General features: G+C 48.4%; 23 protein-coding genes and 2 pseudogenes. 14 read left to right on the top strand and 11 right to left on the bottom strand.

All coding sequences use genetic code 11. The annotated features are described in order from the left end of the window. Nucleotides 1–54: 54 nt before the first annotated feature. Nucleotides 55–1,089 (top strand): ABC transporter substrate-binding protein, encoded by a 1,035-nt coding sequence (locus tag ACM5QY_RS14190; protein WP_416121410.1) that lies wholly within the window; start codon nucleotides 55–57, stop codon nucleotides 1,087–1,089. A gap of 104 nt (nucleotides 1,090–1,193) precedes the next feature. Here the strand turns inward: ACM5QY_RS14190 and ACM5QY_RS14185 are convergent, their stop codons facing one another. After that, nucleotides 1,194–1,604, bottom strand: coding sequence for a GlcG/HbpS family heme-binding protein (locus ACM5QY_RS14185; protein ID WP_416121409.1), 411 nt, complete (start codon nucleotides 1,602–1,604; stop codon nucleotides 1,194–1,196). A 227-nt stretch (nucleotides 1,605–1,831) separates the two neighbouring features. On the opposite strand from ACM5QY_RS14185, the gene ACM5QY_RS14180 reads away from it, so the two are divergent. After that, on the top strand, nucleotides 1,832–2,731 hold the full coding sequence (locus ACM5QY_RS14180) for a LysR family transcriptional regulator (protein ID WP_416121408.1): 900 nt from the start codon (nucleotides 1,832–1,834) through the stop codon (nucleotides 2,729–2,731). Nucleotides 2,732–2,794: 63 nt separating this feature from the next. Here ACM5QY_RS14180 and ACM5QY_RS14175 read toward each other — a convergent pair whose 3' ends face one another. Together ACM5QY_RS14175 and ACM5QY_RS14170 are read right to left on the bottom strand one after the other, a co-directional pair. Then, complete coding sequence (locus tag ACM5QY_RS14175) at nucleotides 2,795–3,556, bottom strand: NADPH-dependent F420 reductase (RefSeq protein ID WP_416121407.1); 762 nt, start codon at nucleotides 3,554–3,556, stop codon at nucleotides 2,795–2,797. 503 nt (nucleotides 3,557–4,059) lie between these two features. Beyond that, nucleotides 4,060–4,971 (bottom strand): LysR family transcriptional regulator, encoded by a 912-nt coding sequence (locus ACM5QY_RS14170; RefSeq protein WP_416121406.1) that lies wholly within the window; start codon nucleotides 4,969–4,971, stop codon nucleotides 4,060–4,062. Nucleotides 4,972–5,174: 203 nt separating this feature from the next. Between ACM5QY_RS14170 and ACM5QY_RS14165 the strand changes: the two genes are divergently transcribed. Beyond that, nucleotides 5,175–6,230 (top strand): NAD(P)-dependent alcohol dehydrogenase, encoded by a 1,056-nt coding sequence (locus ACM5QY_RS14165; protein ID WP_416121405.1) that lies wholly within the window; start codon nucleotides 5,175–5,177, stop codon nucleotides 6,228–6,230. Nucleotides 6,231–6,429: 199 nt separating this feature from the next. Here ACM5QY_RS14165 and ACM5QY_RS14160 read toward each other — a convergent pair whose 3' ends face one another. Beyond that, nucleotides 6,430–6,897 carry an SMP-30/gluconolactonase/LRE family protein gene (locus ACM5QY_RS14160; RefSeq protein ID WP_416121404.1) on the bottom strand — a complete coding sequence of 156 codons (468 nt, stop codon included), beginning with the start codon at nucleotides 6,895–6,897 and terminating at the stop codon, nucleotides 6,430–6,432. 434 nt (nucleotides 6,898–7,331) lie between these two features. Between ACM5QY_RS14160 and ACM5QY_RS14155 the strand changes: the two genes are divergently transcribed. The 3 genes from ACM5QY_RS14155 (at nucleotide 7,332) to ACM5QY_RS14145 (ending at nucleotide 9,383) form a co-directional block, all read left to right on the top strand. Then, nucleotides 7,332–8,570 (top strand): IS110 family RNA-guided transposase, encoded by a 1,239-nt coding sequence (locus ACM5QY_RS14155; RefSeq protein ID WP_416121403.1) that lies wholly within the window; start codon nucleotides 7,332–7,334, stop codon nucleotides 8,568–8,570. A gap of 182 nt (nucleotides 8,571–8,752) precedes the next feature. Continuing rightward, on the top strand, nucleotides 8,753–9,097 hold the full coding sequence (locus ACM5QY_RS14150) for a YebF family protein (protein WP_416121402.1): 345 nt from the start codon (nucleotides 8,753–8,755) through the stop codon (nucleotides 9,095–9,097). A 157-nt stretch (nucleotides 9,098–9,254) separates the two neighbouring features. Beyond that, nucleotides 9,255–9,383, top strand: coding sequence for a hypothetical protein (locus ACM5QY_RS14145; protein ID WP_416121401.1), 129 nt, complete (start codon nucleotides 9,255–9,257; stop codon nucleotides 9,381–9,383). A 38-nt stretch (nucleotides 9,384–9,421) separates the two neighbouring features. On the opposite strand, the pseudogene ACM5QY_RS14140 reads toward ACM5QY_RS14145, so the two are convergent. Beyond that, nucleotides 9,422–10,167 (bottom strand): annotated as a pseudogene (locus ACM5QY_RS14140) (MipA/OmpV family protein). Between the two features lie 233 nt (nucleotides 10,168–10,400). Between ACM5QY_RS14140 and ACM5QY_RS14135 the strand changes: the two are divergent. The 5 genes and pseudogenes from ACM5QY_RS14135 (at nucleotide 10,401) to ACM5QY_RS14115 (ending at nucleotide 17,265) form a co-directional block, all read left to right on the top strand. After that, a pseudogene (locus ACM5QY_RS14135) lies at nucleotides 10,401–11,563 on the top strand (efflux RND transporter periplasmic adaptor subunit). 2 nt (nucleotides 11,564–11,565) lie between these two features. Beyond that, nucleotides 11,566–14,739 carry an efflux RND transporter permease subunit gene (locus tag ACM5QY_RS14130; protein ID WP_416121400.1) on the top strand — a complete coding sequence of 1,058 codons (3,174 nt, stop codon included), beginning with the start codon at nucleotides 11,566–11,568 and terminating at the stop codon, nucleotides 14,737–14,739. Next, nucleotides 14,702–16,156 (top strand): efflux transporter outer membrane subunit, encoded by a 1,455-nt coding sequence (locus tag ACM5QY_RS14125; RefSeq protein ID WP_416121399.1) that lies wholly within the window; start codon nucleotides 14,702–14,704, stop codon nucleotides 16,154–16,156. The genes ACM5QY_RS14130 and ACM5QY_RS14125 overlap by 38 nt, the downstream gene beginning before the upstream one ends. Before the next feature lie 93 nt (nucleotides 16,157–16,249). After that, nucleotides 16,250–16,630: a DUF6515 family protein gene (locus tag ACM5QY_RS14120; protein ID WP_416121398.1), complete on the top strand. Its 381-nt coding sequence runs from the start codon at nucleotides 16,250–16,252 to the stop codon at nucleotides 16,628–16,630. Nucleotides 16,631–16,704: 74 nt separating this feature from the next. Further along, nucleotides 16,705–17,265 (top strand): TetR/AcrR family transcriptional regulator, encoded by a 561-nt coding sequence (locus ACM5QY_RS14115; protein WP_416121397.1) that lies wholly within the window; start codon nucleotides 16,705–16,707, stop codon nucleotides 17,263–17,265. 4 nt (nucleotides 17,266–17,269) lie between these two features. Here the strand turns inward: ACM5QY_RS14115 and ACM5QY_RS14110 are convergent, their stop codons facing one another. From ACM5QY_RS14110 to ACM5QY_RS14095, 4 genes are all read right to left on the bottom strand, one after another. Continuing rightward, complete coding sequence (locus ACM5QY_RS14110; RefSeq protein WP_416121396.1) at nucleotides 17,270–17,842, bottom strand: TetR/AcrR family transcriptional regulator; 573 nt, start codon at nucleotides 17,840–17,842, stop codon at nucleotides 17,270–17,272. 344 nt (nucleotides 17,843–18,186) lie between these two features. Beyond that, complete coding sequence (locus ACM5QY_RS14105; RefSeq protein ID WP_416121395.1) at nucleotides 18,187–19,011, bottom strand: oxidoreductase; 825 nt, start codon at nucleotides 19,009–19,011, stop codon at nucleotides 18,187–18,189. Between the two features lie 127 nt (nucleotides 19,012–19,138). Continuing rightward, nucleotides 19,139–19,921 (bottom strand): SDR family NAD(P)-dependent oxidoreductase, encoded by a 783-nt coding sequence (locus ACM5QY_RS14100; protein ID WP_416121394.1) that lies wholly within the window; start codon nucleotides 19,919–19,921, stop codon nucleotides 19,139–19,141. A 75-nt stretch (nucleotides 19,922–19,996) separates the two neighbouring features. After that, nucleotides 19,997–21,088, bottom strand: coding sequence for an alkene reductase (locus ACM5QY_RS14095; RefSeq protein ID WP_416121393.1), 1,092 nt, complete (start codon nucleotides 21,086–21,088; stop codon nucleotides 19,997–19,999). A 135-nt stretch (nucleotides 21,089–21,223) separates the two neighbouring features. Between ACM5QY_RS14095 and ACM5QY_RS14090 the strand changes: the two genes are divergently transcribed. After that, nucleotides 21,224–21,766 carry a TetR/AcrR family transcriptional regulator gene (locus tag ACM5QY_RS14090; RefSeq protein WP_416121392.1) on the top strand — a complete coding sequence of 181 codons (543 nt, stop codon included), beginning with the start codon at nucleotides 21,224–21,226 and terminating at the stop codon, nucleotides 21,764–21,766. Nucleotides 21,767–21,772: 6 nt separating this feature from the next. On the opposite strand, the gene ACM5QY_RS14085 is transcribed toward ACM5QY_RS14090, so the two are convergent. Together ACM5QY_RS14085 and ACM5QY_RS14080 are read right to left on the bottom strand one after the other, a co-directional pair. Continuing rightward, on the bottom strand, nucleotides 21,773–21,949 hold the full coding sequence (locus ACM5QY_RS14085) for a hypothetical protein (RefSeq protein WP_416121391.1): 177 nt from the start codon (nucleotides 21,947–21,949) through the stop codon (nucleotides 21,773–21,775). A 15-nt stretch (nucleotides 21,950–21,964) separates the two neighbouring features. After that, a complete protein-coding gene (locus tag ACM5QY_RS14080; protein WP_416121390.1) occupies nucleotides 21,965–22,720 on the bottom strand; it encodes a GntR family transcriptional regulator in 756 nt (251 codons plus the stop codon). A gap of 234 nt (nucleotides 22,721–22,954) precedes the next feature. On the opposite strand from ACM5QY_RS14080, the gene ACM5QY_RS14075 reads away from it, so the two are divergent. Continuing rightward, nucleotides 22,955–23,734 (top strand): ABC transporter substrate-binding protein, encoded by a 780-nt coding sequence (locus tag ACM5QY_RS14075; protein ID WP_416122888.1) that lies wholly within the window; start codon nucleotides 22,955–22,957, stop codon nucleotides 23,732–23,734. Nucleotides 23,735–23,737: 3 nt separating this feature from the next. Further along, entirely contained in the window at nucleotides 23,738–24,715 is a 978-nt protein-coding gene (locus ACM5QY_RS14070) for an SIS domain-containing protein (protein WP_416121389.1), read from the top strand. The last annotated feature ends 6 nt before the right edge of the window (nucleotides 24,716–24,721 follow it).

Genomic DNA, 24,721 nt, shown 5'->3' with positions numbered 1-24,721 from the left:
AGCTCTTGCAACGTCCTCTCTTCGTGAATATCTAATCTAAGAGAAGAAATTACCATGCTCAGACATTCAGCTTTATCCCTTTTGCTCACCGTTGCCGTACTCGGCAGTGCGCATGCGGCAGACAACACTGAAATGGCTTCAACTCCCGAGACAGTAAAGGTTGTGACCTTTCAGGGAGGCTGGAACCTGCCGGTATGGGTTGCTCAGGAAAAAGGTTTTTTCAGTAAAAGGGGCCTGCATGTTGAGATGGATTACACCCCTAACTCTGACCAACTTATTAAAAATCTGCTTGAAGGCAAATATAATATTGCTGTTGCCGGTATCGATAATGTTATGGCCTATCAGGAAGGACAGGGTGCAATACCGGTTAAACATCCTGATATGTTTGCGTTTTACGGCGTTGATAACGGACTCCTTTCCCTGGTAGCAAAACCGGAAATTAAAAATGTCAGCGAGCTGAAAGGTAAAAAAATTTCCGTCGACGCACTCAGCACCGGCTATGCCTTCGTGATAAGAAATTATCTTGAGCAAAACGGCCTGACAGACAGGGATGTGCAATATTCCAGCGTGGGCAGCACCGGTGACAGATATAAAGCGCTGCTTGCCGGCTCAACGGACGCGACCCTGCTCCGTACACCTCTGGATCTCCAGGCAAAAGATAAGGGGTTTAAGGTTCTGGCTACAGGCAGTGAGCTGGGCGATTATCAGGGGACGGTTGGCGTGACAACCCGCTCCTGGGCGTCAAATCATAATGATACGCTGGTCAGCTATGTCCGCGGATATATGGACGCGCTGAACTGGCTTTATGAAAGCCGTAATCGCAAAGAAGCAGAAGCTATACTTTTGAAAAATGCACCGGGCATGACCCACGAACTCGTTGGAAAGGCGCTCAACGAGCTGCTTGATAATGGCCTTCAGCGTGATGCCGCCATTAATCCTGCCGGTGTCAGGAATGTACTTATGCTCCGCAGCAGGCTAGCGAGGCCAGAAAAACGGCTTACGGAAGAAAAAAAGTATTATGACACCCGTTACTGGAAGCAAGCGCTAAAGCTGAACGCCCTGTCGTCTTCTCCACGTTCCGGGAACTAATGTTCCTGATGCAGCCTTGCACAGGTAGGCTGCATCTCCATGTTACCACTATAATTTTTTAATTATGCTGACTCCTCAGTTTGACGGGAACATGCCTAGTTTATTCAGTGCCAGTTCGGCGATTTCCTGATCCTGGGTGTAGGTCCCCCCGAGATGCCAAGTCCACCAATAATCTTACCGTCAAACATGAGTGGGAACCCCCCACCGACTGCAAGCACTTTAGGAACGTGCGAAATTGGTGCAAGTTGTGGATCGTTCATAAAGCTATTCCACACGTGTGTGGGATATCCGAAAGAAGCTGAAGTCCAAGCTTTATTGATAGCAGCATCAACCGTGAGGAAAGGTGCTGCATCATTTCGGATGAAGGCCTTGAGTATGCCCCCGTTGTCAACAACAGCGGCTGATATCTCTACGCCAAGTGCTGCCGCAGCTTTTATTGCAGCCATCAGTAGAGTCTGCGCCGCCTCAGCGGAGATTGATGCAGTAGTGAAATAATGTGATGTAGGAGCGGTCATGATGAGTGATCCTGAGTAATTTTTCATAAGGGACCGTCACGCAGTGCCTGTTCATGGTTACAGCAATATGGTTCCTTCCAGAAACTGTAAGCCTGTTTGCAACAGCGCATAGTCGTTCAGATTGCATGTTAGTGCTTAGGAACATGTTATAAGATGAATATCTTAATACGTGTTTAAATGTAATCAATGTTATAAATATGCATTACATAAATGCATAGAGTGCAACTATGAAGAACTATAAAATCGATGACCTTATGTCATTTGTGGAGGTTGGCAGGACCGGGAGTTTCAGAACAGCGGCCATCAAGCTTGAGCGGGATGCATCCGTAATATCCCGCCGGGTGAGTCAGCTTGAGAAAAGTCTTGGTGTAAGGCTTCTTATTCGTACCACTCGGGCCGTAACTCTCACTGAAGCGGGTCAGATGTACTACCATCGCTTGCGCAGAGCTTTGGAAGAGGTAGATAATGCCACCCGCGATGTGGGTGATTTTACAGCCACCCCACAAGGCAGTCTGAAGGTATCTGTTCCTACCTCTTTTGGAAGAGAAATTATTGCACGGCTTTTTGCTAAAGTGATTACTGACTATCCAAAAATCCAGATCGATGCTCACTTTGAAGACAGAATTGTGGATATTGTAGGAGAAGGCTTTGATGTCGTCATCCGGGTGGGGATATTGTCGGACAGTTCGTTGATTTCCAGGAAATTAGGTTCTTTTCGCAGTGCACTTGTAGCCACTCCGACTCTGATTGAGAAATTTGGCCTACCCAGACATCCCGAAGAACTGGCCCAGTACCCATGTCTGGGGTTTACTAAGTTACCCGAATGGCCGAACTGGACCCTTGAGAAGGGGGAAACGACGAGCACCCTCCAACCCAATTGTGTCTTGCTAGCAGACAGTAGCGAGGCAGTGCTGATATCAGCACTTCAGGGTTTAGGTATAGCATTAGTTCCTGAGTGGATGGCTGCTCCATATTTTAAAAGCAGCGAGCTAATTAATGTACTTCCCGGCTGGAGAAGCTGCAGGGATATAGAGGTTCATGCGCTAATGCCCGGCTCATTGATCCCGGCTAAAACACGTATATTTATCGATGAACTGATTCAAAGTTTTAAAATTAGCGGATTTTAAAAATTAAAATCATCAATAAGGACCACAGCATTTATCCTGTTGCTGAGGTCCTCATAGTCATGTTTATGCTTTATTAATATCGAAATTACCTAGCGACCCGTACATTTTATCGTGCCTGACAGCTTTCCGAAGCAAATCAGTCACTTTTTCTTTACTAACCACATTGCCAAGAGCCGTCATAAATGAGCTTACATCTGTAGGGCCTGATTCATAGACAGTGTTAATCCTCCAGTATGGATTGACATAGACTGGCATAGTTGGCTCACTCCGCCAACTTTCAGACAGCGCCCCCATATTCACAGAATCGTACCCGATATCATCAAGGAAATTAATGACGGACGCCTTAGCGTCTTCAAAGTCACTCGCAACAGGGAGTGCACTACGTTCATTATGTCCGGCAGGACGAGCCCGGCTAAGCAGGCGAACAAAGTCCATATTATTGATTGCACGAACAACGCAAGAATCAACCAGATGCTTTTGAACCAACTCACTTGAAGCAATTTTGTCAGTTTTGACTTCGCCCATGATACCATCACGTTCTGGATAATAATTCATTGTATCCACGAGTATTTTTCCTGCTAAGATATCGGCAGGAAGTTTAGGGTATGCGGCAAATGGAACAGCCAATATGATAATATCATTTCCGCTAGAAACCTCTGCCAGCCTTGCAGCTCTTGCTTTGGGACCTAATTCTGCAATCAGGTCTGTCAGCGTTTCCGGCCCACGTGAATTACAAATAACGACGTCATATCCTGCTGCCATTGCAAGGCGCGCCACCTGACTACCAATCATCCCACTGCCAATAATTCCAATTGACTTACTCATGATTTATACCCTATCGAAAATATAGTTAAAACGTATTGATATAATGTATAAAAATCACTTCGATAACAACAGTGGCCAATGCATTTGTGTGTTGCAAAAATCGCATGCCTCTAAGTTTTAATATCTTTATGTCAATACAGATTAAGTATGGATAAAGATAAAAGGATTAATTACATGGATAAATCTATAAAAAATAAAATTATCTACATGGTGAAAATTGGTGCGCCTTCGTTTACTACCGAATTTTTCTTAAAATAAATGAGATGACGTATCGTGGTTTGAATGTCAATCATGAAATAGAGTACATTTATGCTTCCATATTTTTGATTACAATCAGGGCAATGCGCGGCTTTCAGCTATAAAGTTTGTCATGACATAGTTACGACATCGGATGTCTAGAAAGTTGTTATTTAACTGTGCGCGGCCAAGACTGTTATTTTAAATAACTTGAAATGAAACTAGCCATCGACACCCTACAGAAATTATAGTTAATTCATTGTAGGTTATATCGTTACATTTTCACGTAATGCTTTTAATAAAATAGAAAATGCAGGCGTTGGCTGACGACGGCTTGGATAATACAAATAATAGCCATCGTAAGGCTGGCACCAGTCTTCCAGAATTTTCACAAGCGAACCATTTTCCACATGTGTTTCGAAATAAGAGGTCGGCATACAGGCGATACCCATCCCATTAATACAATACCTAACAATTTGCTGTGGGGAATTTGAAATAAACTGTCCATCAGGCCTGATCTTGATTTTTTTCCCACCCCTGGAGAATTCCCATGTATAAATCTCGCCGTGCGTCTCCAGTCTGAGTGCCAAGCAGTTGTGGCTGACCAACTCTTCAGGACGACTAGGGCGGCCATTCTTTTCAAAATACGCGGGAGTAGCGACAACAGACATATTGATATCAGGGCCTATACGAAGCGCTATCATGTCGTTTGCAAGCCTTTCGCCCAGTCTTATTCCCGCATCGCATCGCTCAGCAACGATGTCAGATAGGGCATTATCCACCACGATTTCCACTTTTATTTCCGCATACTGCAAAAGAAATTTCATAATGGTTTGCTGGAGGACTGAGTCTGCCGCGTGATCAGAGCAGGAAATTCTGATGGTGCCAGCCGGTTCGGCACGGAACGAATTTAGGCCTGAAAGCGCATAATCAATTCCGTCAAGATGCATGCCTGCATGAGCTAGCAGGTGATTACCTGCATCCGTCAGAGCCATACTTCGGGTAGTGCGGGAAATGAGCCTGACGCCGAGCCTTTCCTCAAGTGTTTTGATTGTGTAACTCAACGTAGACTGAGACATACCCAGACGTGCCGCCGCCTTAGTAAAACTAGACTCACGGGCAACACAAACGAAAGCTACCAGATCGCGCACATTGTCCCGTGATTGTTCTAAAGTCATAAAGTTTCCCTGATCATGGTGATAAAACAGCATTATTCGATATTTTCAATAATTGTATTAGCTAAATTCGGCATAGTCGAACAATCCTCCAACATGTAAATTTTAAGCGTCAGGTGACCCTTGGCATTTTTAGTCAAACACACCTCACAATGATTCACCGACCGATTCGGTGAATAAAGTTATGAATTTATCAGGAGAGCACTATGTCATTCACAGTTCGCGGATTTGCAGCACACAGCCCGGATGCAAAGCTTGTCCCGTTTACATTTGAACGTCGTAGCCTGCGTCCGGATGATGTGGAAATAGAAATTCTATTCTGCGGCGTGTGTCATTCTGACGTGCATCATGTCCGTAATGACTGGGGTGGTGAAGAATACCCGGTAGTACCGGGGCACGAAATTGTCGGTAAGGTTGTTCGCATCGGTAAAAAGGTAACCCGTTTTCAGGCTGATGATTTGGTCGGGGTTGGTTGTCTCGTGGATTCCTGCCGCGAGTGCGCACCTTGTGAGCATCACCAGGAGCAGTTTTGCGATAACAACACGCTTACTTATTCTGATAAAGACAGGCATGACGGTACGCCTACCTATGGTGGCTATTCAGAAAAAATCGTTGTTAGCGATCGCTTCGTATTAAGCATTCCTGATGGTCTCGCTCTACCGGGTGTTGCGCCCCTGCTTTGTGCCGGGATCACAACTTACTCTCCTCTGCGTCGGTGGAATGCAGGCCCGGATAAGAAAGTTGCGGTCGTTGGGCTGGGTGGCCTGGGACATATGGCTCTGAAGCTGGCAGCAGCAATGGGTGCTGAAGTCACGCTGTTCAGTCGTTCTCCGGGGAAGGAAGAAGATGCGCGCAGGCTGGGCGCGAAACACGTTCTTATCTCATCAGATCAGAAAGCGATGGAGCAGGCATCGGGTAGCTTTGATATCATTATTGACACGGTTCCCTATAATCATGACGTAAACGAGTATGTCGCTACTCTGGCACCGGGTGGTGCATTAGTGCTTGTCGGGTATCTTGGTCCGTTAGAGCCAACTCTGAATTCTGCGCCACTGGTTTATCGTGGAAAATCACTTGCAGGCTCGCTTATCGGTGGATTGCAGGAAACGCAGGAAATGCTGGATTTTTGCGGTAAGCATGGCATCACTTCTGATATCGAAATGATCGACATTCAGGATATCAATCGGGCTTACGAACGACTGTTGAAAGCCGACGTTAAATATCGCTTCGTTATTGACATGCAGAGCCTTAAAAGTCAGTAACTCACTCTAAGATGGCTGGGTTAATTATTATTAATCCGCTATCTCATTATTTCATAAATCTTAACATCAAAATGAGCTTTCATAGCTTAATGGCAACGCTTAAAAAGTGGTCATCGGCAGACACGGTCGGTAAAGCAGAAACCTAGCAAGAACAACCGTTAACGAACAGTTCCCATCTCACAGGGAAACTGTTTTATTTTTATAATCCGTTAGCGAACCCGGACACTTTGAAAATTCCGGACCCATTTTTGTTATTCATGTCACTCGATGCCGTAATGTAAACGTCACGTTCACCCTGCTTGATTGCCAAGTTGGTAGTACGAAGATAATTCCCTTCGTCACGGCCTGGAATGGTGATTTGGCCGATTGGAATGGCGTTGCGGTTTAACACGATAACTCTTCCCTGACCATGTAGTGCAATATAAAGGTTTCCATCTGAATCAGCTTTCATTGAGTCCGGTGCTGGACTGTTAAATGGGTAGGCAACAGTTTCACCATAAGGTGCGATTGTAGTGGTCAATGAAAACTTCCCAGGCAGGACGTTGACATTAGCCTCGACCAGCCTTGTAACACAGATTGTTGCAGTAAAAACAGGCCTGGTACTGGCAATTTTACCTGCTTCATTGCCGCGAAAAACAGCGATCTGGTGGAAGTCATCCAAACACAAGATGTGTTTTCTGAAGACCTCTGGTTGGTCAGTCGTACCGCCTTACCAGCATCTTCACGGATCAGGGTTGTGGCTGACTTTTTAATAGAAATTATCGCTGAAGCTCAGCTGGCATTAGCTTGCTTAGTTATTGCTGTAGAGCTCAAAATATCCTCTTCTTGCACTTAATTGGCCACCATAAGGACTCATCCACCCGCTATAAGCGAGATATAGTCATTCGCACCCTGAGAATTACACTATTAAGTGATTCAGGGTATGCGCTTGCTGGTTACGAATATTGAGCGAGAATCACGTGATGATCGCCGCTTTTCTTTCGAGCCAGTAGGTGCTCCACGTTCGCTAACGAATACTCAGGGCATGCAGATAAACTGCTGGCTATATTTCTTTCGAAGAGCGTGGAATGCATACCAATCCCCGATAAAAAGGAGTTGGTGATGACTGTGACTAATCAATTTGCTGCGCACGTTGGTCTGGACTGGGCGGATAAAAAACACGATGTCTGTGTTCAGTTTAAAAACAGTGAACGCGTATTCGATGTGATTGAACATACAGCAGAAGCGCTTGATGCCTGGCTTACTGAGTTACACCAGAAGGTAAAAGGCAGAATCGCCATAGCTCTCGAGCTGAAGAAGGGCCCCGTGGTATATGCTCTTCAAAAATATCCCTTTATCACCGTTTTCCCCGTCCACGCTTTGTCCCTGGCTCGTTACCGTCAAGCCTTCTCGCCCAGCGGCGCTAAAGATGACCCGCAGGATGCAGAGCTGGCATTAGAGTTAATGCTGCGTTATCCCCAAAAGATAAAAGCTATTGAACCCGACAATGCGGATATTCGCTTACTTCAGCAACTGGTTGAGCAACGTCGTCAGTTGGTTGAAGACAAACGCCGCTTTGTGAATCGCCTCATCAACACGCTTAAACAGTATTATCCTCAGCCACTGGAGTGGTTCTCACATCGGGGTAGCTTACTTTTGTGTGAGTTGATTATCCGGTGGCCCAGTCTGCAACAACTGAAACGAGCCAGGCGCGACACGACCCGAAATTTTCTGAATGCCAGAGGTGGCCGCGCAATGGCCCTTACCGAGCAACGTGTTGCGAGTATTGATAATGCGATCCCATTGACGACAGACCCGAGTGTTATAGAGGCTAATGCTTTGATGGCAACAGCACTGGCGACACAAATTAAAGTCGTGAGTGAAATCATCAAAACCTATGACGAACGAATCGAAACGCTGTTTGACACATTGCCAGATGCGGGGCTGTTCAAATCACTTCCGGGCATGGGGCCGTGTATGGGCCCACGGATGCTTGCTGCACTTGGTGATAACCGTGACCGGTTTAACAGCGCTGAAGAAATTCAAAACTATGCAGGTATTTCACCGGTGACCGAACGAAGTGGCCAGAAATCATGGGTTCACTGGCGATGGCAATGTGCCAAGTTCGTCAGGCAGACCTTTGTCGAATGGGCTGCGAAGACGATTAACTCATCATACTGGGCCAGACTTTATTATCAGGGACTGCGAGAAAAAGGAAAATCTCACCAGTCTGCAATCCGGGCTCTTGCCTTCAAATGGATAAGGATCATTTACCGCTGCTGGAAGACCAGAACCCAGTACGACGAAGCAAAATATTTGCTGGCTCTCGAAGCGCGACACTCGCCCTTACTGAAGCCATAAAAAGCTTGTCGAATGTCTCAGGGCGTGAAGCGGAAGTACGAAATTGTTATCAACGCCAAGGGTGCATTACTAACATTACCGCGTGTTAATAAACGGAACAGTTCAAACCACTAATTTGACGTTAATAATCTTGAGAGGTACAGTTAAACTTTATATCAGTCTCAAATATCATGACGATTCAAATGGGTAAACTTAAACTAGTTGTTTTTGCAATAAGTGTTTTAGTGGTTGTGTTAGGGGCTAACGAGTATTTTGCCATGCATCGTGGCCCTGAATGCAGCAATGTAAGTTTTGAAGAAGCATCAGCACTCATTTCAAAAGATTTTTTAGGCGATAGAATGCTTCGTTGGCAGCACGATACTGATAGACTAGGAACCAAATCACCTAAACTAAGCTTTGACCAAAAAAATACCAAAGTTACTGATGTCTATCTAGTCCCATTTACAGCAGAAGGACCAAATGGAATAATTCATTACGACGCTATGTATACTTGTAAGACTAATTCGATAGAGTATAGCAGTCGATAAAATTCCAAGATATATTTCATTGCCTCATTAATCAGGGGCAATGACCCCACCTCTATATTAACGAAAACCAGTTCCTTTGATATCTAACTGCCCCGGAATATAAATCAGAAACTCCTGACCCGTGAAGTGCGCAAGAACCGAACTTGATCCCGCTCCAATGCCGCTGGAGACAGGCATTAAACGTCTGGATGACGGGAGTCTGATGGTTGCAGTGCGCACCGATTTGCAGGGGTGCAAAGGACGGGTGATTGCATCCCGGCAATTTCGCCCGGCGGCCAGTATTTGATTGAGTTGGCGACGCCGAACGTCCCTTTTTTCATTATCTCAGAAGGTATAAGTCACCCCGGTCGAGAGGATCCCGGTCCAGCTTTTATCGACCATCGGGCTATCCGTAACTTCATCAGAAAGATGAAGGTAACGAACGGCTACGTTAACTTTCCAGTCTTCGTTAATGGAATAGGCGGCATTGAGTTCCAGAAAAGGTGACAAGCTGCTGCCTGCGTCATAGGCGCTCAGACCACTTCTGCGCGACTCTTTCTGTGAGATCCCGTAGTAGTAATTATTCTGTTTGGCATCAGCAAATTCCACGCCGGCGCCGGAAAGAAAATCAATACCCCCACGCTCCAGGGATACATCCAGCCCACATTCCCTGTCATACCGTCGCTGTTGCCGAGTACATCGCCCGCCACAGCGGCCCGGAGAAAGCCATACGCTGTCATGTGGGTGTAAGTTAATCCCGCCATAGCGGTTGACTTACGATTATCCAGTCGTTTCAGTTGATTATCGCTGCTGTCATCAGATTTAAACTTAAAAGGCGCCCAGTACACCGTCGCTGACAATTTGTCTTCTTCCGTGTTCCACAGATAGTACCCGGCCCCAAGCCCATGCACCCAAAAGTTGTCTCCCTCATACATGATTTGCGGAAGGGCCTGGACATCATGGTCATAATCTTTATAGGGGCTCTGCGCAATGGCGACGCCGGCACCAATGCTCAGTCCATCAGTTTTTGCAGAGGCCATTGAGGTCACGGGTAGGGCCATAATACACAGCAGAGCGACTTTTTTTTTCATGAAAAATGCACCAGCAGAGTAAAGTTTGTGCATCTTGCAGTAGAGTTTCTGGCTTGCACAGACCCTTTTCGCATTCTTAATAGTGCCTGACGATATCCTGTCGCATCGTTACGGATACTCCATATGATTTCAATTTTCATGCGGGCTCTTTTCATATTACTTACGTACGTCTTTTATGTGGGCTGGTAAAGTCTCAAGTTGAGAATGAACGTTCACTAAAGGTCGATCTACTTATGGTTTACAGAAAATTATTTATTACAGGGCTCGCACTTTTGATAGTTAGTTGTGATCAAAAGAATGCCGGGATGCCGGGGCCGGGTTCCATGCCTACTGATGTGGGCGTCGTCACCCTAAAGTCTGAATCCGTTACCCTTTATAGTGAACTTTCAGGACGTGTTACCGGAACGATGGTGTCTGATGTCAGGCCACAGGTCGGTGGCATCATAAAGAAAAGGCTATTCACGGAAGGGGATGAGGTGCAAGCGGGACAGGTCCTTTATCAAATTGACCCGGCCACTTATCAGGCCAGTTATGATGAAGCGGTTGCGCAGATGAACAATGCCATTGCCGTGGTGAAAAGCAGCAAGCTTAAAGCTGAACGTTATACCGCCCTGCTGCAAGAAAAGGGCGTAACCCGTCAGGATGCTGACGATGCACAAGCGACCTACCAGCAGAATGTGGCCTCCGTGGCGCAGTACCGGGCAGCGGCGCAAAGCGCCCGCCTTGATCTTGAATACACCCAGGTAAGGGCGCCGATTTCAGGCCGTATCGGTATTTCATCAGTGACCCCAGGTGCATTAGTCACGGCGAGCCAGACCGATGCGCTGGCTACGATAAGAGTACTGGATCCGATTTATGTCGATTTAACACAGTCCAGTACCCAGCTGTTAAAGCTCAGGAAACAGCAACAACACGCCGCGCAGAAAGAAGAAACCGTCCCCGTTACCGTGACATTGGATGATGGTACAAAATACCTGCATCAAGGGAAGCTTGAACTGGAAGAGGTTTCCGTTGATGAATCCACGGGCACGGTAACGCTCCGAGCCATTTTTCCTAACCCGGAACATGAGCTTCTGCCAGGTATGTACGTCAGGGCCTCCGTGAGCCAGGGTGTTCGCAACAATGCCATCCTGGCCCCTCAGCAAGGTATCACGCGTGACGCCAAAGGCGATGCCACGGCCCTTGTCGCAGGGAAGGACAACAAAGTTGAAAGCCGGCAGGTCACCACCGGGGCGTGGTGGGTAATAAATGGCTGATCACCCGCGGCCTTCAGGCGGGCGAACGTCTGATCACCGAGGGTACGGGCAAAGTCCAGGCCGGTATGGACGTTAAAATCACCGAGGTTGGCAGCACGGCTGCGAACGACGCTTCCATCACCGCTACCGGAGGCAAGTAAGCATGCTCGCACAGTTTTTTATCAGACGCCCGGTCTTCGCCTGGGTCATTGCCATCGTCATCATGCTGTTTGGTATTATCAGCATTAACAGCCTGCCTATTGCGCAATATCCAGACGTGGCGCCGCCTCAAATTAGTATTCAGGCTACGTATACGGGCGCATCCGCTGAAACGCTCGAAAGCAGCGTGACTCAGGTTATTGAGCAAGAGCTGACCGGTCTCGATGGCCTTTTGTACTTCTCTTCAACCAGTACGGCGTCTACGGGTCAGGTGAAAATCACCGTGACCTTCAAACAAGGAACCGACCCGGATATCGCACAGGTTCAGGTGCAAAACAAAGTTCAGCAGGCAGAAAGTCGCCTGCCTGACTCTGTGACATCCCAAGGTGTAACTGTCGAGAAGGCGCAGAGCGACTTCCTGCTTATTATGGCGCTGTATGACAAGACAGATAAAAGCACCTCCGCCGATGTCGCAGACTACCTTGTGAGTAACATGCAGGACACACTGGCGCGCGTTTCAGGCGTCGGGGGCGTTCAGGTTTTTGGCTCAGAATATGCCATGCGTATCTGGCTGGATCCCGTCAAACTTGCAGCCTACTCCCTTATGCCATCCGACGTGAAAACGGCGATTGAGAATCAGAATACTCAGGTCGCCTCCGGCCAGCTTGGCGCCATGCCATCAGGTACAGAACAGCAACTGGTCGCCACCGTTCAGTCACGCTCACGCCTTCAGACGCCGGATCAATTTCGTCATATTGTTCTTAAGAGTAAATCTGACGGTTCCGCAGTGCGTTTGAGCGACGTGGCGCGGGTTGAGATGGGTAATGAAGATTACAGCTCTAACGTTATTGCCAATGGCCATCCGGCTGCCGGGATTGCGGTTCAGCTGGCATCGGGAGCGAATGCGCTCACGACAGCAGAACAAGTCAAAAAAATCGTGGCTGAATTTCAGACGAGCATGCCCGCCGGCTATGTCGTTGCTTATCCGCTAGACAGTACGGACTTTGTTAAAGTATCCATCACCGAGGTGGTTAAAACGCTTGGCGAAGCCATTTTGCTGGTTATTTTGGTGATGTTTATTTTCCTGCAAAATATCCGCACCACCTTAATTCCGGCTATCGCTGTTCCGGTTGTGCTATTGGGAACGTTTGGGGTGCTTTCAGCATTTGGCTATTCCATCAACACCCTGACGATGTTTGGTATCGTGCTGGCAATCGGCTTGCTGGTGGATGACGCCATTGTCGTCGTCGAAAACGTTGAGCGCGTTATGCGCGAGGAAAATCTTCCCCCTCGCCAGGCCACTGAAAAATCGATGCGAGAGATAACCGGGGCACTTATAGGAATTGCAATGGTCCTCTCCGCCGTTTTCCTGCCGATGACTTTTTTCAGCGGCTCAACGGGCGTTATTTACCGGCAATTCTCCATCACGATAGTTTCCTCTATGGTGCTGTCAGTGATAGTGGCCCTGACACTGACGCCCGCCCTGTGCGCAACATTGCTTAAACCCCATACCCCGCAAAGTAATGATAAAGGCTTCTTCGGATGGTTTAACCGCACATACATGACCATTCAAGGTCGCTACAAGAATGGCGTAGGGCGTGTTATTCATGGACCCACGCGCTTTATTCTTGTTTACGGGGTGATTTTGTTAGGTTGTGCCGTTATGTACATGCGGCTGCCAACCGGCTTTCTCCCTACTGAAGACCAGGGATACATCATGGTGCAGTACCAGCTGGCTCCCGGTGCTACTGAAAACCGCACCCGTGAAGTGCGCAAGGAGATACAGCAGTATTTCCTGACCAAAGAGAAAGATAACGTTAATGTCGGCATGCTGGTTGACGGTTTCAGCTTCGCCGGCAGCGGACAAAATGCGGGCATCGGCTTTATCTCACTTAAAAACTGGGATGACCGCAAAGGCAGTAACAACACGGCTGACGCTATTGCCGGGCGGGCAATGATGAACCTGGCAGGGATCAGGGATGCACAAATTTTCGTACTGACCCCGCCGGCGGTTTCGGGACTCGGGCAGTCTAATGGTTTCACCTTCGAGCTTCAGGCGCGCGCGGGGACTGACAGCAGCACGCTGATTAAACTCCGTGACCAACTTATTTCTGAGGCGGCTAAAGATCCTTCGCTGGACAGCGTCCGGGCCAATACACTGCCGGACTTGCCTCAGCTTCAGGTCGACATCGACGATGACAAGGCGCAGTCCCTTGGCGTCTCCGTCAGTGATATTAACGACACGCTCAGCGCGGCGTTGGGCGGTACGTATGTTAATGACTTTGTTGATCGCGGTCGTGTGAAAAAAGTCTATGTGCAGGGTGATTTGAACCATCGCAGCAAGCCCGAGGATATCGACCAATGGTACGTGCGCGGAACTGACAGTGATGGAAACAGTACGATGGTACCGTTTTCTTCTTTTGCCTCCTCTCACTGGGTTTACGGCTCAGATACCCTCTCACGTTTCAACGGACTGTCATCGTATGAAATTCAGGGAAGTGCATCCTCTGGCAACAGTTCCGGTGATGCGATGACCGCCATGGAGAAACTTGCCAGCAAGTTGCCGTCAGGTGTGACGTACGCCTGGTCATCACTTTCATACCAGGAAAAACTCTCAGGCAATCAGGCCATGTCCCTCTACGGTATTTCTCTGATTGTGGTGTTTCTCTGCCTGGCAGCCCTCTATGAGAGCTGGTCGGTTCCCTTCTCCGTCATTATGGTCGTTCCGCTGGGTGTCATTGGCTCCCTTCTGGCTATCACTCTGCGCGGGCTGGAAAATGATGTTTATTTCCAGGTTGCGCTGCTGACCATCATTGGGCTTTCAGCAAAAAATGCCATCCTCATCGTGGAATTTGCCGAAGACAATTATCGGAAAGGAGAAAATCTGCTGCAGGCCGCTATTCATGCAGCCAGTATGCGCCTGCGTCCGATAATTATGACTTCCCTTGCCTTTATGGCCGGCGTATTGCCGCTGGCGGTTTCTTCCGGTGCGGGCGCGAACAGCCGCATTGCGATAGGCACAGGTATCATTGGCGGGACGCTCACTGCCACTCTTCTGGCCATATTTTTGGTCCCCCTGTTCTTCGTTCTGGTAAGACGCATGTTCCCCGGACTTCCGGCAGACCATAAAGAGGTACGTAATGCCGCTGAAGAAAAAGGAGAACAAAATGAACGTTAAGCTTCTGATTCTATGCGTCCCAATGTTGCTGGCCGGTTGCATTTCATTGGATCCCGATTATAAGCGTCCTGACTTATCGACACCGGCCACATCCCCGCAAGGGGAAGCCTATGTCAGTTCGGGCAAGACCACTGACGTAAGTTATCGCGACACAGGCTGGTACGATTATATTCAGGATGCCAAACTCCGGCAGGTCGTGGCGATGTCTCTTGACAGCAGCAGGGACCTGCGCGAAGCCGTTGCCAATGTCAAAGCCGCCCGGGCACAATATGGGGAAGAACGATCTAATCTTTTCCCGACCATAAATGCTGAGCTCAGTGGGAGTCGCTCCCGTTCGCTCTCAGGGGAAGGTAATAAAACCGCCATAAGCTCGAGTTATGAGGGAGACGCCAGCGTCAGTTCCTTTGAGCTCGATTTGTTTGGTAAGAACCAAAGCCTGACCCGCGAGCAGTATGAAACGTATCTCAGCACGCTTCAGGGAGCGCGAAGTACCCGCCTGACCGTCCTTTATAATACGGTCGACTACTGGCTGACGTTGGCTGCCGACCGAAGTTATCTTGCAGTCGCCAAAGAAACCGCAGAAAGCGCCCGTCAGTCATTGGAGGTTACACAGGCGCAGCTTCGTCACGGTACGGCATCGATGGTGGATGTCTCTTCTGCGGATACCACGTATCAGTCTGCGCTTGCCGATGTGGCAAGTTATAAAACCAGCGTAGCGCAGGATAAAAATGCGCTTGACCTGGTCGTCGGAAAAACGGTTCCCGACGCTCTTTTACCTGAAGGCATTGAAACACTCTCCCATGCATTCCGGGAAATACCGGCGGGTGTCTCTTCTGACGTTTTAATGAATCGGCCTGACGTGCTGGAAGCAGAACATAATCTGAAATCGGCAAATGCCAGCATCGGCGCTGCCCGGGCGAATTTCTATCCCAGCATTTCACTGACTGCCAGTGGAGGCGCAGCCAGTTCTGACCTTTCATCTCTGTTTAAACACGGAGCCGGAGTGTGGTCCTTCTCGCCCAGTATCTCCTTGCCTATTTTTTCCGGCGGCTATAACACCTCTCAGCTGAATTACACCAAAGCCCAAAAGGAATATTACGTAGCGGCATATGATAAGGCAGTTCAGACAGCGTTTCAGGAAGTGGCAAATGCGCTGGCACGCAGAGGCACTATCAATGACCAGTTAACAGGTCAGCAGAATTACGTGACCTCAGCTCAAAGCTATTTCCATCTGTCAGATCTTCGCTACCGAAATGGTGTGGATAGCTGGCTTAACGCTCTCATTGCTCAGCGTACCCTTTACACGGCAAGGACGTCGCTTATTAGTACCCAGCAGGCGTATTACGAAAATCTGATAACGCTTTACAAGGTGATGGGGGGAGGAACCGCACTCAAAGAATCGGAGATTAAACACTAAGGCGGATTGCCAGCCAGAAAATTATATTGAGATGGCTGGCATTTACCTGAAAAATACTGATTTTGTGAATAATCAAAAAATTATGAGGTATTTATGAAGAAGATTTACACCTGCACCCTTTTATTTTTTCTGAGCATACCGGCGGGCGTCTATGCCGTTCCCTTTGATGGTCCGGGCAGGGAAATCGCCGCGCCCCCGATGCCAGGTATAGTCGCACCGTTTACTGTCCCGCCTCCTGCGGCAGAAATGATTGTGATCCAAGGTTTGACGTATTGGTTATTCAATAACACTTATTACCGGGAAATAGGTAACCGGTATGTTGTGGTAGAAGCGCCTGTCACGCGCGCCCATAATAAAGCCATGTCAGTGATGGATTTCAACGGGAAACGCTATTATGTCAGGGCGGGCAGGTATTATCAGCGCAACATTGATGGGGAATATATCGAGGTATCGCCACCCGAGGGTATTCATTAAGGATGAATAGCCCTTCGTATCCCAGAGTGGATTAACCCTTAACACAACCTTTATATATTGTCACTGGTGATATTTTGACTGAGAAATCTGACACTCTTATATTTACACAACGAAGAAAAATAATAGCCGAGGCCGCTAAAGTATGTTTTAGCCGCTCCGGATTTCACGGTGGCAGTATAAGCGATCTCTCCAGAGAGACGGGGATGGGGCCGGGACAGTTATATCGCCATTACAAGAGCAAGACAGATCTGATAAATGAGGTGGTGCGAATCATCGCCGCTGAGTGGCGAAATTTTCTAACCGAACGCCTTATGCACCTGACGGAGCTATTACATATTTTGGATGGTCAGTCTCCCTTTTGGCAGGGCTGGTCTTCACAAAATCACGCCCTTTTGCTCGAAGCCTACTCTGAAGCAGCACGCAATAAGGAGGTCAGGGAAATACTATGGAAAGAAGAATTACTGCTGATTGAAACCTTATGTTTCAGAAATGAAGGAAAGATAAAATATTCTTCAGATCGGATCAGGTTGATACTGATTGTTATCGATGGGTTTCTCTGTCGAATTTTTAGAGAGGAAAAACTGGATTTGGAGGAACTCAAAAAAATTGAGTCCTTCCTTTTCGAGATTGAATAACAACTCATCGGTTCTGGCTTGCTGTCATAACATTTAAAAACCGCATAGCTATTTTATCAGCCTCATTATTTGTCTCTTCTCCTAACCTGAGCCGGCGTATCACCAGTCCATCTATCAGAAGTGAGGAAAAATAAAGTCGTGTCCGCAGGGCGCTTTCGGAAATATCAGGATTCCGCTCAGCCTCACGCTGATATACATTATTTTTCAGCTCCTCATACGCTGCGGTAAAAAGAGACTGGTAGCATGGATTACGACGAGCTTCTGCCGAAACTTCAAGCAGCAAAGAAATACTTTCTTGTGCATTATCAATAAATGATCTTTTTTCAGCAAAAACGAAGTCAGGCGAAAAAATGTCAGTTTTACTTTGGCTGTGCGTTTCTGTAAGTAACTCTTTTAAATTATCAACGGCATCAATGATAAGTATTTCAATAATTTCAGCTTTACTTTTGTAATAACGATAAATGAGCCCCGTACTCACCCCTGCCTCTCGGGCAATACTTTGTACGGAAGCATTATGGAAACCTTTTTCTCGCATACATTTGCGAGCCGCACGAAGAATTTCCTCTTTCCTGGTCATACTTGAGCTCTCATTTAAGATAGACTATGTTCCCATCTTTGTTATGGTCACAATATATAATATATAATATATAATATATAATATATAATGAAAGTTATACAGGCTACTTTCCAGTCTAAACAAGGTCTTGGTATAAAGTACTTTTCCATAGAAGACAAATCGCTCAGACTGGTATCATAACAATACTGCATAGATCATTAAACTCTATCCACACATATTTGCCTCTATTTGTGCCACCTCGTTTAGCATATCCCGTTAGAGAAAATGCTGTGCCGGGAAAAATATCCTTACCTTGACCAGGATAAAAAACAACACAGAGGTCAGAATAGCCCGTTGAGAAAATTTCATTTTTTTTCTTTCGCATCAAGCTGAAGACTGTTGCGCACCACCTTATCCAGGAACGACGCAGGAGCGAATCTGAGAATAAAATTCAATTTTCTTGCCAGCGTTCCCGCCGTGTAGCGCACCTTCGGGCGTGAAGTCTGAGCCGCTTTAACAACCACGTCAGCCACAACCTCCGGGCTTTCCGCTTCGGCCATGGCCTTGCTAACCACTTTCGCCAGCTTAGCCCGGATCAGGTCATACTCTTCAAGCCTGGCATCCGGCTCTATATTATTGTTTTCAAATTGTGTTTTCATGTAAGCAGGCTCGATGACAGAAACTCTGATGCCCTGCGTGCGCAGTTCATGATCCAGTGCTCCCGTATACCCTTCGACCGCATGCTTACTGGCTGCATAAAGTGCCACGTATGGCAACGGAACGATTCCGAGTATCGAACCCATGTTAATGATGCGCCCACTCCCCTGACGGCGCATCTGAGGGATCACGGCCCGCGTCATCCTGACTACGCCCAGAAAGTTGGTGTCGAAAATGCGCCTGGCCTGCTCGATAGAACTTTCTTCCGCCGCCGCCGGAGCGACCCCGAAGCCCGCATTATTCACCAGAATATCGATCCGCCCCTCCCGGCGCAGCAACTCCTCAATAGCCGCCCCGACAGAAGCGTCGTCCGTCACATCAAGCATCAATAACGGAAACGGATGCGTTTCCGCCAGTGACCCGCGCCGGCTCGTGCCGTATACCGTATACCCCGCGGCTAAAAGTTTAACGGCTGTCGCTTCGCCGATACCTGAGGAAGCGCCGGTAACCAGTGCTACACGTTTTTTTGTCATGCTGAATAAGGCCTGATTTTTTGAGGTTTCTCATCATTGATGAGAAGACACGCTGTAAGGGATTTATGTCGGATTTACCTCTCTGCAGAACAGCCGGAAAACCGTTCTGCAAAGTGCAACTCATTGACTAAAGTGCTTTATATCGCTCTGCGGCTTCATCTTGTTTGATGTCTGAAAGCAGAGCCTGACGCGAAGCATCAAGAGTGTCCCAGCGGGCAGCATGATGTAACGGCGGGATGGTGACCCGTTCACGGCGATCAAAGCCCACCAGTGCGGCATCCACTAACTCGCCCACTTCCATGAATTTTGCCGAGTTACTGATATCGATACCCGCACGGTCCCAGATTTCCGTATAAGTGCCGGCAGGAAGCACCGCCTGGACATAAATGCCCTTAGATGACAGCTCGACATTCATTCCCTGAGACAGAAAAAGCACAAAGGCTTTGGTTGCGCCGTAAACCGTCATGGCAAATTCCGGGGCGAGTCCGACGATGGAGCTGATGTTGACGATCGATCCCTCACCCGCTTGCACGAGCCGTGGTGCCACGGCACTGGCCAGTCTGGTCAGGGCGGTGACGTTAAGCGCGATAAGGCTTTCTATCGAATCAGGCGTCTGCTCTGTAAAACTGCCAGACTGCGCGATACCCGCGTTATTGATAAGAATGCCAATCTGCGCGTCTTCACGCAGGCGAGCTTCGACCACGGCTAAATCACTGGTTTGCGTGAGGTCAGCGGGCAAAACATCGACAGAAATGCCATTTTCCTGTCGCAGACGTTCGGCAAGGGTCTCTAACCTTGCTTTGTCGCGGGCGACCAGAACAAGGTCGTGGCCCCGGCGGGCAAACCGTTCAGCGTAAACAGCACCAATACCCGTGGATGCGCCTGTAATGAGGACTGAAGCTTTAGTCATAAGTTGATCTTCTTTATTAATGTGTAAACAGAATTCGCAATATGCGATACCGGCATAACCGTGACACCTGTTGCTTTAGTTGCTGGTCTGGGTAAGCGACGGGTAATCGGTATATCCCGCTGCACCACCGCCATACAGCGTTTCAGGATTGAGTGCGGCCAGGGGCGCGCCCGTCTTCAGCCTTTCGACCAGATCAGGGTTGGAGATGAACGGACGACCGAACGCGAACAGATCGGCTTTGCCTTGCGCAAGCTGAGCGGACGCCAGCGCCAGATCATAGCCATTGTTGCCGATGTAGGTGTTTTTAAAGCGCCGGCGCAGGGAGTCGTAATCGAACGGTGATACATCACGCGGGCCGCCCGTAGCACCTTCAACTACATGGAGGTACACGATACCTAATGCATTAAGTTCATCAGCGACGTAGTCATATTGCGGCTGCGGATCACTGCATGAAATCGCATTAGCAGGGGAAACCGGTGAAATGCGCACGCCGGTGCGATCTGCACCGATCTCATCTATTACCGCAGCCGTGACTTCTAACAGCAGGCGTGCACGATTCTCGACAGAGCCGCCGTACTCATCGGTACGCTGATTGGCGCCGTCTTTAAGGAACTGTTCCAGCAGATAACCATTCGCGCCATGAATCTCAACGCCATCAAACCCGGCGGCAATGGCATTGGCCGATGCCTTTCTGAAATCGTCGATAATCCCCTGTATTTCCTGCAACTCAAGCGCACGTGGCTCAGAGACGTCAGCAAAACCGTTGTTCACAAAGGTCTTCGTCGCGGCGCGAATGGCAGACGGCGCGACAGGCGCAGCGCCACCAGGCTGTAAATCGACATGCGAAATTCGTCCTACATGCCATAGCTGTACAAATATGCGCCCACCTTTGGCATGAACCGCGTCAGTCACTTTTCGCCAACCCTCGATCTGAGCTTGTGTATAGATCCCCGGCGTATCCTGATAGCCCTGCGCCTGTGCTGAGATCTGCGTGGCTTCGGTAATCAGCAAACCTGCTGTGGCACGCTGGGCGTAGTATGTCGCCGCCAGTTCGGTGGGGACCAAACCTGCTCCTGCCCGGTTACGCGTCAGGGGTGCCATTACGATATGGTTGGCAAGTGTTATTGTCCCAAGATCATAGGGTTGAAATAATGTCTGGTTCGTCATGTTTATTCGCCTGCTAAGGGGTTGGTCGAAGTGTTCGATATAATGATGATGATCGTAATCTATAAAGTCAACTGGTTTGATTATGATCATCATCAATGTATACTTAAACCCTATTTTTGAGAGGGGCAGGAAAGCATGAAAGTGTCGAAAGAGCAGGTTCGGGAAAACCGAATGCGCATTGTTGAAACGGCCTCAGAACTTTTTCGTGAGCGCGGTTACGATGGCGTGGGCGTCGCGGAACTGATGTCAGCGGCAGGCTTAACCCACGGAGGGTTTTACAAGCACTTTGGTTCCAAGGCTGATCTGATGGCGGAGGCAATGAGCTGCGGTTTTACGCGATCCGCCGAAAGCACGGCAGGTGTGGATCGGAAAAAATTTATTGAATACTACCTCTCCCGACAACATCGCGATGATAGGGGAAAGGGGTGTGTGATGTCGGCATTGGGCACCGATACGGCCCGTCAGTCTGAGTCAATCAAGGCGACATTTGCCGCCGGCATTGAACGTCAGCTGGCCGTTTTAGGAAATGAAAATAATGGAGAAGGCGGAACGCGTGCCGACCTGATTGACACTATTGCCCATCTTGTCGGTGCTCTGGTGTTATCCCGCGCCTGCCCTGATGATTCGTCTCTTGCTGATGAGATTCTGGAGATTTGCCGCGCCCGAATTTTGGGTTGAGAAAAATCATTCAACGTGTCCCGAAGCCTCAGGATTGCGTAAAAATCTGGCGCGTTCAACGATGATTTCATCAGGCGCGGGGTCTGGATGCAAAAGGTCGAGCATCTCAATAAGAAAGTTATCCACGACTTCTTCCTGGCAATCGCGGGGATGTGGCCGCTTGATTTTAATGCTGAGTGGCAACCGCGATTCACCTGGCTAATCTGAAACCTGTTTGCCGTGGCTTATGCGAAATGTCACCCGCTGGGGATGGTTTACTGACACTAAATATTCAACCGGTTGATGAAAACGGTCAGTAATCACCCCCCGATACACCAGCGCCGGGCTATTGGGTTGTGCATTTAATAACGCCTGTTCTTCTTCATTCATTATGGTCACGCGGAGAGTGCCTTCGTCTGAAGCACCTAAAACACCGTAGTTTTCTGCCAGAAGACGATACAGCGAACCGCTCTGCTCAAGCATCTCAGCGGTCAGGTCCGGAATAATCGCTCTTGGCAGGTAGCTGGTTTCCAGACAAAAAGGCACACCGTCAGCGAGACGCAGACGTTTAATCATCACCAAAGGGTCGCCAGCCTGAATTTTTAGTAACGCGGCAATATGAGTGCTGGCCTGAGCCTCCTGAAAATAAATCAACCGGCTACCCGCTACCGCACCATTTAACTCCGTGATTTTGCTAATACCATGCTCAATCGCCTGTGTCAGTGGCCGCTTTATGGTGGTCTCGGTCAGCCATGTCCCCTGGTTTCCCCGCCTTTCCAACATGCCGCTCATCACAAGCTCATCTGTAATTTTTCGCAAAGTCATCCTGCTGATACCTAGCAGGATTGACAGATCACGTTCTGCCGGAATTTGATCGCCTTCGTTGAATTCCGTGTTTAATAAATTCAGCAGCGCCTGCCTGGCCGTCAGATAGGCCTTTCGCGGGCGGCGTTTACTTTCGCTTAACGCTGTCATGGTCTGTTTTATAGCCCAATAAAATTAAAGAACAGACATTATTCTAGCCAACGAGTCATTGATCTGTCACTGAAAATTTCAACCACAGAACAGTTAATAACAATTTTCAATCAGACCATAAAACCATAAGTTATTATTATAATTAAATAAAAACTTTAAACTTATTGCGTATTCTTACCTGCAGGCGTATATCTTTCGTGGTACATTTTACGGTATATTTAACGGGAGTGCATGATGAAAAAAACGCTTGCCCTATTTTCTCTTGGTCTTGCTATGGCAGGGCTTTCCTGTCACGCATTGGCGCAGCAGCAAATCCGGTTTGGTACTGATGCGACGTTTCCGCCCTTTGAGTTTAAAGCCGCAGACGGCAGCCTGCAGGGGTTTGATATTGATCTGGGTAATGCGATTTGCACTCAGCTCAAGGCCAAATGTATTTGGGTTGAAAACGGATTTGATGGTCTGATCCCCGCGCTCCAGGCCCGTAAATTCGATGCCATTATTTCTTCATTGTCGATTACAGATGAACGTAAAAAAGCGATCAACTTCTCCGATAAATTATTCAACACACCCGCGTATCTGGTCGCGTTAAAAGATAGCGGCCTCAAACCCATGGCCGAATCTCTTCAGGGTAAGCGTGTGGGTGTACAACAGGGCTCTGTATTCGAAGCCTATGCGAAGAAACACTGGCAATCACAAGGCGTCGAACTGGTTTCCTATCCCAGTGCAGAGGCCGTTTACGCCGATTTGGTCGTAGGCCGTCTGGACGCGACGCTGGACGATGCGACGGTGGTGAGCACCGCGTTACTGGATAAACCCCAGGGAAAGAATTTCAGCCTGATTGAACCGCAGGTAAAAGATGATGCCATTTTTGGTCCCGGCACCGGTATTGGCATTTCGAAGCAAAATAGCGAACTGCTTGAACAACTCAACGGGGCAATTAAGGCAATACGCAATGACGGTACCTACGACCGGCTGGCTAAAAAATATTTCAATTTCAATGTGTACGGTGAGTGATTTATGAATACTTCAGCAATTATTTCCTCTCTTATCGAACAGCGCTTCCTCCCACAGGGTGGGCTGAGTCAGGTGTTCCTTGTGGCCTGCGGCGGATCTCTGGTGGATATGTATCCGGCAAATTATTTTCTCAATAGTGAATCGACTGCCTTACACAGTTACATGATGACCGCAAACGAGTTTGTTCATGCCGCGCCAAAGACATTGGGTCCTCAGTCGCTGACGATAGTTTGCTCGCATGGGGGGAATACTCCGGAATCTGTCGCGGCGGCCAAACTGGCCCAAAGCCGGGGCAGCGTCACCGTGACGTTGACGCACAATGAAAATGCAGACCTTATCGGCTTTTCTGACAGTAATTTGCTTTATGCCTGGGGGGATGACAGCCAGGTGATTAATAACCCGATGGCAATCATTTTGAGTCTATGTGTCGAAGTTTTGCATCAGACTGAGGGTTATGAAGGATATGCCGATTTCCGGGCAGGAATGGAGCAAATTGATGGGATTATCTCGCGGGCCCGACGTCAGGTACAGGCGCGCTGCGCAGCCTTTGCTGAGCGCTACGCCCGGGAATCACTGTTTTATATTCTGTCCAGTGGCGCTTCCTACGGACATGCCTATGGCTTTGCCATATGTTCATTAATGGAAATGCAGTGGCTTAATGCGGCATCAATTCACAGTGGCGAATTTTTCCATGGCCCGTTTGAAGTGACTGATTTGAATACCCCCTGGATCCTGATGATGAACGAAGGCCGCACCAGGGTGCTTGATGAAAGAGTGCGCAATTTCCTCCTGCAGTACGGAGATAAGGTGGAAATTGTTGATGCCAAGGAGCTGGGGCTTGGCGTCATACCCGCCAGTGTGGTGGAGTATTTTAACCCCGTCCTCTTCTACAGCGTTATGTGCGAATATCGCGCTGCATTAGCGAAAATACGTCAACATCCGTTGGAAACCCGGCGATACATGGGACAGGTCGCGTATTAGGAGATG

The sequence above is a fragment of the Rahnella sp. PCH160 genome, assembly GCF_047784855.1.
Classification (GTDB): Bacteria; Pseudomonadota; Gammaproteobacteria; order Enterobacterales; family Enterobacteriaceae; genus Rahnella.
The sequence above is the reverse complement of the archived record's forward strand: the minus strand, read 5'-3'. Positions and strand labels throughout refer to the sequence as shown.

Excerpts from the sequence above, each read along its gene's own strand:
- ACM5QY_RS14190 (WP_416121410.1), top strand. The coding sequence starts at position 55 with ATGCTCAGACATTCAGCTTTATCCCTTTTGCTCACCGTTGCCGTACTC.
- ACM5QY_RS14185 (WP_416121409.1), bottom strand. The coding sequence starts at position 1,604 with ATGACCGCTCCTACATCACATTATTTCACTACTGCATCAATCTCCGCT.
- ACM5QY_RS14180 (WP_416121408.1), top strand. The coding sequence starts at position 1,832 with ATGAAGAACTATAAAATCGATGACCTTATGTCATTTGTGGAGGTTGGC.
- ACM5QY_RS14175 (WP_416121407.1), bottom strand. The coding sequence starts at position 3,556 with ATGAGTAAGTCAATTGGAATTATTGGCAGTGGGATGATTGGTAGTCAG.
- ACM5QY_RS14170 (WP_416121406.1), bottom strand. The coding sequence starts at position 4,971 with ATGACTTTAGAACAATCACGGGACAATGTGCGCGATCTGGTAGCTTTC.
- ACM5QY_RS14165 (WP_416121405.1), top strand. The coding sequence starts at position 5,175 with ATGTCATTCACAGTTCGCGGATTTGCAGCACACAGCCCGGATGCAAAG.
- ACM5QY_RS14155 (WP_416121403.1), top strand. The coding sequence starts at position 7,332 with ATGACTGTGACTAATCAATTTGCTGCGCACGTTGGTCTGGACTGGGCG.
- ACM5QY_RS14150 (WP_416121402.1), top strand. The coding sequence starts at position 8,753 with ATGGGTAAACTTAAACTAGTTGTTTTTGCAATAAGTGTTTTAGTGGTT.
- ACM5QY_RS14145 (WP_416121401.1), top strand. The coding sequence starts at position 9,255 with ATGCCGCTGGAGACAGGCATTAAACGTCTGGATGACGGGAGTCTGATG.
- ACM5QY_RS14130 (WP_416121400.1), top strand. The coding sequence starts at position 11,566 with ATGCTCGCACAGTTTTTTATCAGACGCCCGGTCTTCGCCTGGGTCATT.
- ACM5QY_RS14125 (WP_416121399.1), top strand. The coding sequence starts at position 14,702 with ATGCCGCTGAAGAAAAAGGAGAACAAAATGAACGTTAAGCTTCTGATT.
- ACM5QY_RS14120 (WP_416121398.1), top strand. The coding sequence starts at position 16,250 with ATGAAGAAGATTTACACCTGCACCCTTTTATTTTTTCTGAGCATACCG.
- ACM5QY_RS14110 (WP_416121396.1), bottom strand. The coding sequence starts at position 17,842 with ATGACCAGGAAAGAGGAAATTCTTCGTGCGGCTCGCAAATGTATGCGA.
- ACM5QY_RS14105 (WP_416121395.1), bottom strand. The coding sequence starts at position 19,011 with ATGACAAAAAAACGTGTAGCACTGGTTACCGGCGCTTCCTCAGGTATC.
- ACM5QY_RS14100 (WP_416121394.1), bottom strand. The coding sequence starts at position 19,921 with ATGACTAAAGCTTCAGTCCTCATTACAGGCGCATCCACGGGTATTGGT.
- ACM5QY_RS14095 (WP_416121393.1), bottom strand. The coding sequence starts at position 21,088 with ATGACGAACCAGACATTATTTCAACCCTATGATCTTGGGACAATAACA.
- ACM5QY_RS14090 (WP_416121392.1), top strand. The coding sequence starts at position 21,224 with ATGAAAGTGTCGAAAGAGCAGGTTCGGGAAAACCGAATGCGCATTGTT.
- ACM5QY_RS14080 (WP_416121390.1), bottom strand. The coding sequence starts at position 22,720 with ATGACAGCGTTAAGCGAAAGTAAACGCCGCCCGCGAAAGGCCTATCTG.
- ACM5QY_RS14075 (WP_416122888.1), top strand. The coding sequence starts at position 22,955 with ATGAAAAAAACGCTTGCCCTATTTTCTCTTGGTCTTGCTATGGCAGGG.
- ACM5QY_RS14070 (WP_416121389.1), top strand. The coding sequence starts at position 23,738 with ATGAATACTTCAGCAATTATTTCCTCTCTTATCGAACAGCGCTTCCTC.